Annotated in this window: 12 protein-coding genes; 3 read left to right on the top strand and 9 right to left on the bottom strand. The window is 71.5% G+C overall.

From position 1 onward, the window contains the following. Positions 1 to 19 precede the first annotated feature (19 nt). The 3 genes from ACFUJ1_RS25990 to ACFUJ1_RS26000 form a co-directional block, all read right to left on the bottom strand. The gene (locus ACFUJ1_RS25990; protein WP_378649646.1) at positions 20 to 853 is read right to left on the bottom strand and encodes a serine hydrolase domain-containing protein; all 834 of its coding nucleotides are present in this window, start codon (positions 851 to 853) and stop codon (positions 20 to 22) included. 66 nt (positions 854 to 919) lie between these two features. Then, positions 920 to 2050 (bottom strand): NDMA-dependent alcohol dehydrogenase, encoded by a 1131-nt coding sequence (locus ACFUJ1_RS25995; RefSeq protein WP_378649647.1) that lies wholly within the window; start codon positions 2048 to 2050, stop codon positions 920 to 922. A 133-nt stretch (positions 2051 to 2183) separates the two neighbouring features. Further along, positions 2184 to 3236 (bottom strand): phosphotransferase family protein, encoded by a 1053-nt coding sequence (locus ACFUJ1_RS26000; protein WP_378649648.1) that lies wholly within the window; start codon positions 3234 to 3236, stop codon positions 2184 to 2186. Positions 3237 to 3324: 88 nt separating this feature from the next. On the opposite strand from ACFUJ1_RS26000, the gene pabB reads away from it, so the two are divergent. After that, positions 3325 to 5466: an aminodeoxychorismate synthase component I gene (pabB, locus tag ACFUJ1_RS26005; RefSeq protein WP_378649649.1), complete on the top strand. Its 2142-nt coding sequence runs from the start codon at positions 3325 to 3327 to the stop codon at positions 5464 to 5466. Here pabB and ACFUJ1_RS26010 read toward each other — a convergent pair. Continuing rightward, positions 5463 to 5657 (bottom strand): cold-shock protein, encoded by a 195-nt coding sequence (locus ACFUJ1_RS26010; protein ID WP_378649650.1) that lies wholly within the window; start codon positions 5655 to 5657, stop codon positions 5463 to 5465. The two genes, pabB and ACFUJ1_RS26010, sit on opposite strands and share 4 nt — an antisense overlap. Before the next feature lie 192 nt (positions 5658 to 5849). Here ACFUJ1_RS26010 and ACFUJ1_RS26015 point away from each other — a divergent pair, with 192 nt between their 5' ends. Next, positions 5850 to 7493: a TerD family protein gene (locus ACFUJ1_RS26015; protein WP_378649651.1), complete on the top strand. Its 1644-nt coding sequence runs from the start codon at positions 5850 to 5852 to the stop codon at positions 7491 to 7493. A 6-nt stretch (positions 7494 to 7499) separates the two neighbouring features. On the opposite strand, the gene ACFUJ1_RS26020 is transcribed toward ACFUJ1_RS26015, so the two are convergent. Further along, a complete protein-coding gene (locus tag ACFUJ1_RS26020; RefSeq protein ID WP_067654870.1) occupies positions 7500 to 7793 on the bottom strand; it encodes a hypothetical protein in 294 nt (97 codons plus the stop codon). A gap of 282 nt (positions 7794 to 8075) precedes the next feature. Here ACFUJ1_RS26020 and ACFUJ1_RS26025 point away from each other — a divergent pair, with 282 nt between their 5' ends. Next, complete coding sequence (locus ACFUJ1_RS26025; RefSeq protein ID WP_233016630.1) at positions 8076 to 8369, top strand: hypothetical protein; 294 nt, start codon at positions 8076 to 8078, stop codon at positions 8367 to 8369. 9 nt (positions 8370 to 8378) lie between these two features. Here ACFUJ1_RS26025 and ACFUJ1_RS26030 read toward each other — a convergent pair whose 3' ends face one another. From ACFUJ1_RS26030 to ACFUJ1_RS26045, 4 genes are read right to left on the bottom strand one after another with little or no spacing between them, the layout of a single operon-like run. Then, positions 8379 to 9593, bottom strand: a complete 1215-nt coding sequence (locus tag ACFUJ1_RS26030; RefSeq protein ID WP_378649652.1) for a VWA domain-containing protein — start codon at positions 9591 to 9593, stop codon at positions 8379 to 8381. A 37-nt stretch (positions 9594 to 9630) separates the two neighbouring features. Then, a complete protein-coding gene (locus ACFUJ1_RS26035) occupies positions 9631 to 10326 on the bottom strand; it encodes an ESX secretion-associated protein EspG (RefSeq protein WP_378649653.1) in 696 nt (231 codons plus the stop codon). Further along, positions 10323 to 11123 carry an ESX secretion-associated protein EspG gene (locus ACFUJ1_RS26040; RefSeq protein ID WP_378649654.1) on the bottom strand — a complete coding sequence of 267 codons (801 nt, stop codon included), beginning with the start codon at positions 11121 to 11123 and terminating at the stop codon, positions 10323 to 10325. Before ACFUJ1_RS26040 ends, ACFUJ1_RS26035 begins: the two co-directional genes overlap by 4 nt. Continuing rightward, complete coding sequence (locus ACFUJ1_RS26045) at positions 11120 to 13735, bottom strand: hypothetical protein (RefSeq protein WP_378649656.1); 2616 nt, start codon at positions 13733 to 13735, stop codon at positions 11120 to 11122. The genes ACFUJ1_RS26040 and ACFUJ1_RS26045 overlap by 4 nt, the downstream gene beginning before the upstream one ends. Positions 13736 to 13749 lie beyond the last annotated feature (14 nt).

Below are 13749 nucleotides of genomic sequence, written 5' to 3' on the forward strand. Positions count from 1 at the left end.
GTGCTCCGAGTTACAAGTGTTACTCGGCCCCCGTGTCGACCCCGAGTGACTTCTCGGCGATCACCGCGTCGCTGAACGCGGGCCACGCCCCCCGTGCCCAGTCCCCGAAATTCTCGTCGCTCAGCGCGACGCACGCCACCCGGATTTCCGGGTCCACCCACAGAAAGGTGCCCGACTGGCCGAAATGGCCGTACGAGCGGCCGGAATTGGTGCCCCCGGTCCAGTGCGGGGACTTCCCGTCGCGGATTTCGAAACCGAGTCCCCAGTCGTTCGGGCGCTGCCTGCCGTAGCCGGGGAGGATTCCGTCGAGCCCGGGGAACTGCACGGTGACCGCCGCCCCGTGGGTCTCCGGCGAGACCAGGGCAGGCTCCAGCAACTCGGCAGCGAACCGGGTCAGGTCGGCCACCGAGGAGGTGGCGCCGTGCCCGGCCGGGCCGTCCAGCGACGAGTGAACCATACCGAGCGGTTCGAAAATGGCCTCGCGCAGGTACTCCGGGAACGCGATCCCGCTCTCCGCCTCGAGCAGCTCGGCCAGCAGCTCGAAGCCGGCGCTGGAGTAGATCCGCTTGGCGCCCGGTTCGGCGACCACCTCGCGGCTGTCGAAGGCGACGCCGGAGGCGTGCGCGAGCAGGTGCCGAACGGTGGCGCCGGGCGGCCACGCCTGCTGATCGAGCTCGATCGCGCCCTCCTCGACGGCGACCAGAACCGCGTACGCCACCAGGGGTTTGGTCACCGAGGCGAGCTGGAATACGTGATCGACGTCACCGGTGGTCGCCACCGCGCCGTCGGCGGTGACGACACCGGCCGCCGCGTTCCCGACCGGCCAGTTCCGTAGTTCCTCGAAGGCGCGCACGCCGCCGAGCCTACAAAAACGGACGGCCCCCGGCACCGTGCGGTGCCGGGGGCCGCTCCGCCGCGATCAGCGATCGGCGTCCGAGTACTTGATGATGCCGCGGATGTTCTTGCCGTCGAGCATGTCCCGATAGCCCTGGTTGATGTCCTCCAGCCGGTAGCTGCGGGTCACCATGTCGTCCAGGTTGAGCTGGCCGGACTTGTAGAGCCGGAGCAGCGCCGGGATGTCCTGGCGGGCGTTGCCGCCGCCGAAGATGCAGCCCTTGACGGTCTTCTGCAGCATGGAGAGCAGGAAGCTGTTCAGCTTGACGTCGGAGGCGTCCATCCGGCCCATCGAGGTGACCACGACGGTGCCGGCCTTGCTGGTGAGGATGAGCCCCTCCTCGATGTAGTCGCCGTGCATCTCCCCCATGGTGAGCACGACCTTCTCCGCCATCCGGCCCTCGGTGGCCTCCATGAGCGGCATGATGGCCTCGGCCATGCTGGCGAAGGCGTGCGTGGCGCCGAACTTCTGCGCCTGCTCGCGCTTCCACGGGTTCGGGTCGATGGCGACCACCTTGGAGGCTCCGGAGAGCACCGCGCCCTGCAGCGCGCTCATCCCGACGCCGCCGATGCCCGCGATCACCACCGTCTCGCCCGGCTGCACCTGCGCCACGTGCGTGGACGAGCCGAAGCCGGTGGGCACGCCGCAGCCGACCAGGCAGGCGACCTCGAACGGGACGGTGGGGTCGATCTTCACCACCGAGGTGTGGTGCACCGTCATGTACGGCGAGAAGGTGCCGAGCAGGCACATCGGGATGACGTTCTGCCCGCGCGCCTGGATCCGGTAGGTGCCGTCGCTGATGGCCTGGCCCATGAGCAACCCCATGCCGAGGTCGCAGAGCGCCATGTTGCCGCTCACGCAGGCCGGACAGCGGCCGCAGGCGGGGATGAACGAGAGCACCACGTGGTCGCCGACGGCCAGGTCGGCCGGGACGTTCGGGCCGAGCTTGGTGATCACGCCCGCGCCCTCGTGCCCGCCCATGACCGGGAAGGACGGCATCGGCGTCGCGCCGGTCACGATGTGGTGGTCGGAGTGGCACATCCCGGCTGTCTCCAGCTGGATCTGCACCTCGCCGGCGACCGGGTCACCGACCTCGATCTCCTCCACCGACCACGGCTCGTCGATCCCCCACAGGATCGCGCCCTTCGTCTTCATTTCGCGTCGACCTCTCGCATGCGCATGGCTGACTGTGACAGCCCTTACACTACGAGAAGATTGAAACACGTTCTAGTGCTGTCGCGAAATTGCCCTGCCAAAGATCGACCGACGGGCGGAACACGTTCCAGATTCAGATCAGACGCTGCGCCCGCTCGAAGAGCTCGAGGGTGATGGCGTGCAGGAAGTCGCCGACCTGCTTGGGCGCCTTGCCCGCGAAGGCGCGGGCGTGCGTGCCCTCCAGCACGATGCCGAGCTTGAAGCAGGCGAGCACGGTGTACCAGTCGACGGCGCTCAGGTCCCGGGTGGAGAAGCGGCCGTAGTGCTCGACCATCTCGGCCGCGGTCGGCAGCCCGCCCGCCGCGCCGAGCAGCCCGACCAGCGCGGCGCCGGTCGTCCCCGGCTCGGGCCTGGTGGCCAGCTGCCAGCCGAGGTCGAGCAGCGGGTCGCCGATGGTCGACATCTCCCAGTCGACCAGCGCGGCGACCTCGGGGCCGTCGTAGGAGAACATGATGTTCGCCAGGTGGCAGTCGCCGTGCAGGATGCCCGGCGTCCACTCGGCCGGGCGGTTGCGCTCCAGCCAGTCGCCGACCGCGTCGATGCCGGGGATCCGCGGCCCCGGGTACCCCTCGTTCTGCGTATACGACTCCAGCTCGCCGAGCCAGCGCGGCACCTGACGCTCCAGGAAGCCGTCCGGGCGGCCGTAGTCGGCGAGGCCGAGCTCGCGATAGTCGAGCGCGCCGAGCCGGGCGATGGCCTCGACCGCGGAGAGCCCCATGCCCCGGCGCAGCTCGGGGTCGCTCGCGTGCGGCTCGGGGAGTTCGGTCTGCGGGTTGAAGCCGGTGATCGGCTCCATCAGGTAGAAGACGGCGCCGATCAGCGTCTCGTCCGGGTTGGCTGCGATCACCCGTGGCGCGCGCACGTCGGTGCCGTTCAGCGCGCCGAGCAGCCTGGCCTCGCGCCGGATCACCTCGTTGGACTTGGGCCGCAGGTGTTCGGGGCCGCGGCGGAGCACGTACTCGCGGCCGCCGCGGCGGAACCGCAGCATGATGTTCTGGGTGCCGCCGCCGAGCGCCACCACGTCCTCGAACGGTCCGCCGGGCAGCCCCTGGTCTTCCATCCACTGACCGACGACCGCGAAGTCGACCACATCACGTTTCACGTCGGCCGGTTGCGCTACAGACATGCCGACATTCTGCCCTAGCTCCGCCGCCCAACTGAAGGCGTGCGGCAGCAGTTGCTCCGGTGCTGCTCGGCGTAGGGTTCGGGGCACGATGCGCACGCTCCTGATCGACAACTACGACTCGTTCACCTACAACCTGCACCAGTTGCTCGGCGAGGTGAACGGCGTGCCGCCGGTCGTGCTGCGCAACGACGCGGTCACCGAGCTCGCGGAGCTGGAGCTGGAGCGCTTCGACAACATCGTGATCTCGCCGGGGCCGGGGCGGCCGGATGTCGTGCGCGACGTCGGCATCTCGGCGGCGGTGATCCGGGACGCCGCGCTGCCGTTGCTCGGGGTGTGCCTCGGGCACCAGGGGATCGTGGTGGACGCGGGCGGGGTGGTGGCGGCGGCGCCGGTGCCCCGGCACGGGTACCCGGATCGGGTGTCGCACGACGGGGAGGGGCTCTTCGCCGGGCTGCCCGCGGATTTCACCGCGGTTCGGTACCACTCGCTGGCCGCGCGCGAGCCGCTGCCCGGCTCGCTGCGGGTGACCGCGCGGAGTGCCGACGGGGTGGTCATGGGGGTGCGGCGGCTGGATCGGCCGCAGTGGGGGGTGCAGTTCCATCCGGAGTCGGTGTCGAGCGAGTTCGGGGCGGCACTGCTCCGCAATTTCGCGGAACTGACGCGGCGGGAAGGGGTTTCCGCCCGCGGCGGAAGCGGCGCGGCACCCGGGAACCCGGCCGGAAGCGGACCCGCGTCGGTACCCGGTCCGCACGCGGGGCCGCCGCGGGACGTGGCACCGCGGCCGGCACCGGCACCGCACCGCCCCCGCTATGTCCTGCGGCACACCGCGATCCCCCGCGCCATCGACACCGAGGCGATCTTCCTCCGGCTCTACGCCGACTCCCCCACCGCCTTCTGGCTGGACAGCGAGCACGTCGAGCCGGGCCTGGACCGCTTCTCCTTCCTCGGCGACGCGAGCGGCCCGCTGGCCGAGGTGGTGCGGTACCGGGTCGGTGCGGGCGCGGTGCGGGTGGAGTCGGCGGGCGGGGTGCGGTACGTGCCGGGCAGCGTGCTGGAGTACCTGGCGAGCGAGCTGCGCCGCCGCTCCGACGTCCGGCGGCCACCGCTGCCGTTCGACTTCGCCTGCGGCTACGTCGGCTACCTGGGCTACGAGATGAAGGCCGAGTGCGGCGGGAACGCGGCGCACACCGCCGAGACCCCGGACGCCCAGTGGATCTTCGCCGACCGCATGGTGGTCGTCGACCACGTCGCCGCCCGCACCCACCTGCTCGCGCTGGACGACGGCAGCGACGACGCGAACACCGCCTGGCTGACCGCCACCGAGGCCGCGCTCACCGAGCTGCCGACCTGGAGCAACCCGGCCCCGCTGAACGTCCCCGCCGACCCCGCCGCCATCGCACCGCTGCTCGGCCGCGGCCGCGACCGCTACCTCGCCGATATCGCGGTCTGCCTGCGGCGGCTGCACGCGGGCGAGTCCTACGAGATCTGCCTGACCGACGCCGCGCGGGTCCCCGACGACCGCGACGGCCTCGCGCTCTACCGCACCCTTCGCCGCTGCAACCCGGCGCCGTACGCCGCCTACCTGCGCTTCGGCGAGCTCGATATCGCCTGCTCCTCGCCGGAGCGCTTCCTGCGCATCGACCGCACCGGCACGGTGGAGAGCAAGCCGATCAAGGGAACCGCGCCGCGCGGCGCGACCGAGGCCGAGGACGACCTGCTGCGCCGCGAGCTGGCGGGCGACCCGAAGACCCGCGCCGAGAACCTGATGATCGTCGACCTGCTCCGCAACGACCTCGGCCGGGTCTGCGAGATCGGCAGCGTGCACGTCCCCGAGCTCATGGCGGTGGAGTCGTACTCCACGCTGCACCAGCTGGTCTCCACGGTGCGCGGCACGCTGCGGCCGGACGCGGGGCCGGTGGACGTGCTGCGCGCCTGCTTCCCCGGCGGCTCGATGACCGGCGCGCCCAAACTGCGCACCATGGAGATCATCGACGAGCTGGAGACCGAGCCGCGCGGCGTCTACTCCGGCACCATCGGCTACCTCGACGTCTCCGGCACCGCGGACCTGAACATCGTCATCCGCACCGCGGTGCGCTCGGGCGGCGGCTGGCGGATCGGCGCGGGCGGCGCCATCGTGCTCGGCTCCGATCCGGAGGCGGAGTACCTGGAGATGGTGCTGAAGGCGGCGGCGACGTATCGCGCGCTGGCCCCAGCGCCGGTCCGCGGTTAGACCGCGGCCCGCACGGCGCCTGCCTCGGGACCGCGCGGCCCCGCGGTGCGCACGAAGGTGACCGGCTGCCCGGCGTGCAGCGTGCGGTACCCCGGACCCTCGATACCGGTGTACTCCACGAAGACCGGGGCCGGGTCGTCATCGGCGGCTAGGAATCCGAACCCCTTCGCGGCATCGAACCAGCTCACCACCCCGGTACACCGATCTGCCGAAACGACGGGCGCGGGCGACAGGGCAGGGCTGGCCACGATGCTGATCTCCTGGTGCTCGGCGAATCCGCAGCCACCGTACTCCGGCGCGCGCCGGACGGCACGCCCGAACCGTCCGGCGCCCGCTCCGGCGGTCCGGGCGTGTCGGTGCCCCGTGGCATAGTTCCCTTCACCATGGAACGATCCACCACACCGGAGCTGAGCAGGGGCGCGCACACCGAGGTCCCGGGTTCGCTGCTGGCCGTGGTGATTTCGTGGCGCTCCGAGCACGCGATGGACGCGGTCGCGCTGCTGCTCGGCGCCGATGGCACGGTCCGCTCGGATCGGGATCTGGTGTTCTTCAACGCTCCCCGGCACCTCTCCCAGGCCGTCACGCTGGATCAGCAGCCGGAGCCGCACACCGCCCGGCTCAGCGTCTCGCTGCCGCGCACCGAGGCGGCGGTGCAGCGCATCGTGATCGGCGGCGCGCTGGACGCGGGCACCTTCGCCGAGATGTCCGGGCTGACGCTGGAGGTGCTGGACGCGAGCGGCCCGGTGACGCGGTTCGCCGCCACCGGCGCGGAGCCCGTCCGGGCGCTGCTGTTCGGCGAGTTCTACCGGCGCGACGGCGGCTGGCGGTTCCGCGCGGTCGGCCAGGGCTGGGCGAGCGGGCTGGCCGGGCTGGTCACCGAATTCGGTGTCGCCGTCGCCGAATCCGACCGGCGCGGACCGGAGCTCACCCGGCCGCACCGGGCGCTGCCGCCGCCACCGCCGCCCGCCCCCGAGCGCGCGGACTGGCACCCCGACCCGGACGACCGCACCCGGCTGCGCTGGTGGGACGGCTCCGGCTGGACCACCGAGACCGCGGTGCACGTGCCGGCAGGCTCCCGGCGCTGCCCGCGCTGCGGCGCCGAGCTGCGCCGCCGCGTGCTCGGCGGCCTCGCGCCCTGCCGCGGCTGCGAGCAGCGGGTCGCCGAGTACCTCGCGCAGTGGCAGGCGCGGGCCCGCCGGGTGCTCGCCGCCGACGGCCTCGACGGCACCGGCTGGGACGACCTGCTCGCCGCGCTGCGCTATCGGCGGATCGAGGAGCACCGGGGCCGGGAGCTGCTGCGCGAGATCGGGATCGCGCACGCGGAGCGGCTGGTCACCTTCGCCTTCGCCGACGGCGAGGTGCTCGACGACGAGCTGGAGTCGTTCGAGCACGCCGTCACCGAGCTGCGGCTCGGCGGCCCGCTGATCGACGACCTGCGCCGCCGGATGCAGCGCGGGCACACCCTGAGCAGGCTGCGCGGCGGGCAGCTGCCGCTGGTGCGCGCGCCGGGGCTGCACCTCGACCCGGAGGAGGCGGTGCACCTCGACAGTCCCGCCGTGCACCTGCGGATACTCGCCCGCGGCCCGCGCCGCACCGAGGGCAGGCTGATCGCGAGCAACAAGAAGCTGCGCTTCACCGGGCACGGCATCGGCACCGAGCTGCCGTGGGCGCGGGTGGTCTCGGTGCGGGTCGAGGGCGGCGCCGTGGTGGTCGCGGCGACCTCGGCGCGCGGCGGCGCCACCTTCACGGTGGCCGACCCGGAGTACGTGGCGGCCGTGCTGGAGGGCGCGCTGCGGGTGGCGAAGCGGCTGGTGCTGAGCCCGGGGCAGCGCGATTCGCGCAGCGTCCCGCAGGAGGTCAAGGCCGCGGTGTGGCAGCGCGACGGCGGGCGCTGCGTGGAGTGCGGCGACGGCCACTACCTGGAGTTCGACCACATCATCCCGATCAGCAGGGGCGGCGCGACCAGCGCCGCCAACCTGCAGATCCTGTGCCGGGCCTGCAACCGGGCCAAGGGCGCCCGGATCTGAGCGGCCTCAGATATTGAGTACGGCGTTCATGATGGTGCCCGCGCTGGTCGCGACGACGCCGCCGATCATGGCGCCGGCGATCTGCTTCGGCGACTGCAGCCCGCTGCCGCTCCACTTCTCCCAGGCGAAGCGGCCACCGGCGTAGATGATCGCGATGATGCCGGAGAGCAGCGCGAACCAGGTGATGTACCGGACGAACTGCATGATCTTGTCCGACAGCGGCGGTGCCTCCGGCGTCGGGTTGCCCACCTGGGCCAGCGTCGTGAAAGCGTCCCCCACCGACGCCAGGATGATGCTCACCGCTGCACTCCCCTCTTCAGGACACGTTCTGCCCACGGACAATTCGCTACCCGTCGAGGATACGGCTCCGACCCGCCCCGCCGCCGCTGTCGGGCCCGGCGCCCGAGCGCTGCCCCATCCGCCCCTGCGCTGCCACCTCCCCGCCGCGACCGCCCGGCCCCGGCTGCGCGAAACCGGACGACGCGCGCCGACTCGAGCCGGACGTGGCACACGCACCCCGGCGACCGGATACGATTCCATGAGTGTTCCCCGCCCTGACCCACGATCCGGAGTGAGCAGACCATGATCATGGCCTCCGCCCTCGACACGCTGGCGTTCTACGACACGCTGGCGCAGATCGGTAACCCCAGCCCGGAAGCGCCGCCGATCTCCGACAAGTTCCTGCAGCTCGTCCGCTACTTCACCTGGTTCGTCCTGCTCGCGGGCATCGTCGCGATCATCTTCGCGGGCGGCAAGTTCGCCTGGGAGAAGTGGACCGGCGGCGGGCTGGAGTCACCGAAGATGGTGGCGGGCGCCATGATCGGCGGCGTCGTCGCGACCAGCGCGGGCACCATCATGAACGCCGTCATCGGCTGAGCCGACGGCTCAGCCGGTGACACCGGCCGCGCGGGCGGCCCGGAGCCAGTCCGGGAACTCGCCGAGCAGCCGCGCGTAGAGTTCGGCGTCGTCCACCAGGTCGACGTCGTCCAGCGCGAAGAACCCGGCGTTGTCGACGACGCGGCCGTCCATCTCGTCCAGCGAGCGCAGCAGCCCGTAGTTCGCCTTGCCGAGCCCGACGAACTGCCAGAACGCGGGCAGCCGCGCCGCGGTGCGCATGAGCTGGGCGATCTCGCGCTTCCTGGCGAAGCCGCCGTCGGTGAAGAAGAGCACGAGGGTGGGCGGGCCGCCGGGGCGCAGGGTGGAGATGATCTCGCCGATGATCGGCAGCTCCTCGTTGCGGGCGCCGAGCGCGCCGTAGTCGATGCCGCCGTGCTCGCCGTTGAGGTGCAGGAACGTCTCGCACCACCGCTCGGCGTGCTCGACCGTGATCTCCGGCAGCTTCGCGAACTTCAGCGCGTAGAGGTACGGCTCCAGCGTGCCGTCGTCGTCCAGCTGGATGGCGATCGGCACCATCCGCTCGACCACCCGGTGCACCACCTTGCGCTGATACTGCTTGGCCATGCTGCCGGTCTTGTCGATCACCAGGACCACCCGCGCCCTGACGTCACCCGCCTGCCTGGTGTGCAGAACGGTGGCGACCTCCCGCTTGCGCAGGTCCAGCTTCTGCCGCTTCTCCAGGGAGAGCTTCGCCTCGCCCGGAACCGAGCGCACCACCGGCTGTGCGGTTTCCTCGTCGTCCACCGACACGCCGTGGTCGGTGACCAGGTCGGCGAAGCCGCCCGCGTACCCCTGGCCGACCGCGCGCACCTTCCAGTCCGCGCCGCGCCGGTACAGCTCCAGCGCGATCACCACCGATTCGCTGCTCAGCCCGTCCACCACGTACTCGTAGCCGGTCACGCTCGCCACCGGGGCCGGGTGGTCGCCGAAGCGGCCGCTCGAGTCATCGAGCGTGAGCACCACCCGCACCTGCGCGATCTCCGCGGGCACCCGCACCGGGTCGACGGTCAGCACGCCATCGGCCAGCGAAACGCCCGGTGCCTGCGGCTGATTGAAGAAGACGAAATCGGCGTCGGAGCGGACCTTCCCGCCCGCGGTCACCAGCAGGGCCGCGATGTCGGCCGCGACGGCCGAGCGGATCGCGACCGTCACCGGGCCGGCGGGCAATGCCCCGTTCTGCCCTTTCACCAGTGCCGTCGCCATGCCTGCGCCTCCCGATCATCGCCGAATCGGGTTCAGACTAGAGCGCGGGCAACACCGCCGCGATCTGTTCGGTGGTCCAGGCGGCGAGTTCCGCGGCGCCCATGGGCACGGCGAGCGGCGCGGCGCGGTGCAGCGGGAGGGCGTAGCGGCCGTCGCCGGGGAGGTCGCGCCACATCATGCCGACCTCGCCGCGGGTGCCGTCCGGCTCCCTGGCGCCGACGAGCACCTTGACGAATCCGGTGGCGAGCGCGGGCAGTTCCAGGTAGCGGGAGCGCTCGTTGCGGGCGGCCGGAATCCCGTCCCCCGACCCGGCTTCGACCGCGGGGAAGTGCGCGAACAGCGCGCCGACGACGCGCGCCCGGTCCAGCCCGAAGATGTCGAAACCCGCGCTGTGCATGACCGTCTCGCCGGGCAGCTGGCGGATCAGGTAGGCGCGGTCGCCGCGCAGCACGGCGTGCAGCCGGATGTGCCGGAGCGGGTCGTCGTAGGCGTCGTCGTCCCAGGAGCGGATCACCACGAAGGTGTCCGGGCGGGCGAGTACCGCCGTCATGGCCCGGAATTCGGCGTCGGTGGTGCCGCGGACCAGCGCGCGCAGCCGCGCGCGCTCCGCCTCGTACACCGCGGCCGATGAGATCCGGCTGACGAAGGTGAAGGGCGCTGGCATCCGGCCCCGGCGGAACTCGTCGCAGAGCACCTGGAACTCCAGGTCCGAGAGGTGCCAGCGCCCGGTCATTCCTCGTCTTCCCGGTGCCGCTCCAGCCGGTCCATGATCTCCGCGATCTGCTCGCCCACCCAGGCAGCCAGCTCCTCGGTGCCCATGCCGCGGGCCACCGGCGCTTCGCTCATGAACATCACGTACCGGCCGTCGCGGGGCACGTCGCGCCAGAGCAGCGCCGTCTCGATCTTGCCGCGCGCCCCGTACTTCGAGCGGCCCTGGAACACCCGCACCAGCCCGGAGCGGCTCGCCGGTGCGGCGAAGAATGCCTTGCTGCGGGCGGAGTCCTGCTCGTCGGGGTCGTCGTTGTCGGAGACCATGGAGCCGAAGAGGTCGTCGTCGGTGACCACCCGGACCGCGGTGTCCAGCACCGGCACCGGCGCCTCGCGCCCGGTCTCGGCGAACGGCAGGTGCGCGAGCACGCTGTCGCCGATGGCGTGCGGCCCGCACTCGACCACGTCGAAGCCGCCGCTGTGGCTCAGCGTCTCGCCCGGCTGCTGGGAGATGACGAAGCCGCGGGCCCGGCGGCGCAGCCCGAGCACCCTGGTCCGCTCCTTCGGATTCTCGAAGTCGGTGTCGTTCCATGCCTCCAGGGCGATCTGCACGTCGGGCTTGGAGAGGCAGTCGGCCAGATCCTCCAGGTCCGGGTCGGAGCGCTCCCGGAGCGCGCGCAGCACGCGGCTGGTCTCCGCGTCGAACTCCTCCGCGTACCGGATCGCGGTGGTGAAGGTGAACGGGTTGGGCAGCTCACCCGCGCGCAGGTGCTCGCACAGCACCTTGAACTCCAGTGCGGTGAACTCCCACCGGCGGCTCACGGCTCGATCACCGGGCGGACCCGGTCGGGCACCGCCTCGAACACCTCGTCGAGATTGGCCCTCGACTGCAGGAACTTGCCGGGCTTGTGGTCGTTCTGCCCGCCGCCCGCGGCACCGGCGCCCGCGCCCGGCGAGCCCATCATCGGCGCGCCGCCGCCGGGCATGCCGTTCGACCCGGCGGCGTTCATCGGCGTGCTCGCGCCCTCCAGGCTCGCCCGGGGGAACATCTGCGCCCCCGAGGCCCGCGCTTCCGCGTAGGACGGCAGCGGCCGCTGCTCGGCGGCCGGAATGCCGGCACCGCCGCCACCGGCCCCGGCCCCGCCGCCACCCGCGCCGCCGCCGAAGGCGTTCGCGAGCTCGTCCAATTTCCCCGGGCCGCCGAGCATGTCGTCCAGCCTGCTCTCGATCTGGGCCGGGTCGAACATGTCCCGCAGCCCCTCCATCCCGGGCAGGTCACCGAGCTGCCCGATCGCCTGGATGCCCTGCAGCACCGAATCGGCGAGCTTGCCGAAGATCTCGCCGATGCCGCCCGCCCCGTTCTGGCCGCCGAGCAGATTCGACAGCGGGGAGCCCGCGCCGAGCATCCCGCCCGGGTTGAGCACCTGGGAGAGCGGCTTCTTCAGCTCCTCCGGCAGTTGATCCACCGGGACCCCGGTGAGCTGGGAGATCGCATCCGCCAGGGTGGGCTCGGCCTGGCCGTCCGGGGTGTCGATCTTCATATTGCGCAGGCTCTCCGGGAGCTTGTCCGCCGGAACGCCGGTCAGCTTGCTGAGCACGTCGGCCATCGACGGCGGCTTCGACGGCGAGAAGGGCGAGGAGCCGGGGATTCCGGCGCCGAGCGACGGCGAACCTGGTGTGCGCGGGGTGCTGCCCCCCGAGCCGCTGCCGCTGCCGCTGCCCGACGGCATGGAGGCCGCGGGGATACTGCTGCTCGGCGAGCCACCCGAACCGGAACCCTGGCCCATCGCGTCCATGATCTCGCCCACCGACGGAATCCGCGGGGTCTGCGGGGACTGGCCGCCGCCCGACCCCGAGCCGCCCGAGCCGGAGCCGCGCTGCCCGCTCCCGCCGGAGCCCGAACCGGAGCCGCGCTGGCCGCTTCCCCCGCTGCCGCTGCCGCTGCCGGACGGCATGGAGGCCGCCGGAATGCTGCTGCCCGGCGAGCCACCCGAACCGGAACCCTGGCCCATCGCGTCCATGATCTCGCCCACCGACGGAATCCGCGGGGTCTGCTGACCGCCCGCGCCGTTGGCGGGGCTGGTCGGCGTCCGCGGCGTCTGCCCGCCCGAGCTGCTGCTGAGCGGCTCCGCGGGGATGCGCGCCGAGATCGGCATGCCCGGCTGCGACGCCTGGTAGGCGGCGATCTCCTCGGGCGTCGGGTAGCCGTTCTGCCCGTAGGGGCTGTTCTGGTTGTACGGGTTGTTCTGGTTGTACGGATTGTTCTGGCCGTAGGGGTCGTAGGGGTACTGACTGTTGTTGCCCGGCCCGTACTGGCCGGTGTAGCCGGGGCCGTACCCGTAGGGATACTGGTTGTTGTTGCCGGGGCCGTTGTTGTCGCCCGGGTCGGTCGCGGGGGGCGGCTGAAAGGTGGAGTTGCCGTACATGTCCGGTGCGCCGGGCAGCGCGGGCATGGACTCCACGCTGTTCTTCATGCCGTCGCCGTAGTGCTTCTGCCACTCGTTGCGGTAGTGGTTCACCTCGTCACCGCTGCAGCAGGCGTTCATCGGCTTCGAGCGGACGGGCATGGAGAGCTTGCAGTACAGCACCCACTGCGCGGAGTACTGCAGGTTCCTGGCCAGCGCGACCATGGCCTCGGTGAACGGCTTGACCGTCGCGCTGTAGTCGGTGATCGCCTGCTGCGCCTGCTGCCCGCCCGCGCCGATCCAGGACTGGCTCAGCGGCTCGATGGTGTCGACCAGCGTGTTCAGGAACGTGGTCAGGCTCAGCGACATGGAGTGCCAGTTGCGCGCGGCGTCGATCAGCGGCTTCGGGTCGAGATGCAGAAACAGCTGATGCATCTCACCGAAATCGAGGCTGTCCTTTGCCTCGATGTCGACCCGCACGCTCTTGTCCTTGGCGCCGAACGACTTCAGATCCTCGTACTGGGCGAAGGCGTCGTACTTCGGCGAGAACGGATTGTCGATATTGGGCTTGGTGAGATCCGCGCTCGGCATGCCGTAGCCGTCGTATTTGGGCTGCCACTTGGTGCCGGCGGTCGGCATGGTGACGCCGTCGAGCTTCGAGATCGACGAGGCGCTGTTCGAGTCGGTGCCGACGTAGTTCCGGCCCGCCTCCACGAAGGTCTTGCCGAGCAGCCCGAGGATCTTGACGTTGTCGTTGAGCACCATCGACAGATGGTTCGCCTTGACGCTGTACACGGTCGCGAGCGCGGCGCCGGAGTTCAGGATCTGCTTGCCGCCACCACTGGCGATCGGCGGGATCTTGTCCATCCCGAGGTCGCTGATCGCCTTCTGCATGCCGATCAGGTCGTCGATCAGCTCCGCACAGGCGTTGGCACCGGTCAGCGCGTCCGCCGGGTCGAACTGCAGCAGGTTGTCGGTGGCCTGCCGGTTCAACTGCTGCCAGGTGGTGATCTGCGGATTCTGGGCCATCGCGACTACCTAAC

The organism is Nocardia sp. NPDC057227, from assembly GCF_042669725.1.
GTDB classification, from domain to species: Bacteria; Actinomycetota; Actinomycetes; order Mycobacteriales; family Mycobacteriaceae; genus Nocardia; species Nocardia asteroides_A.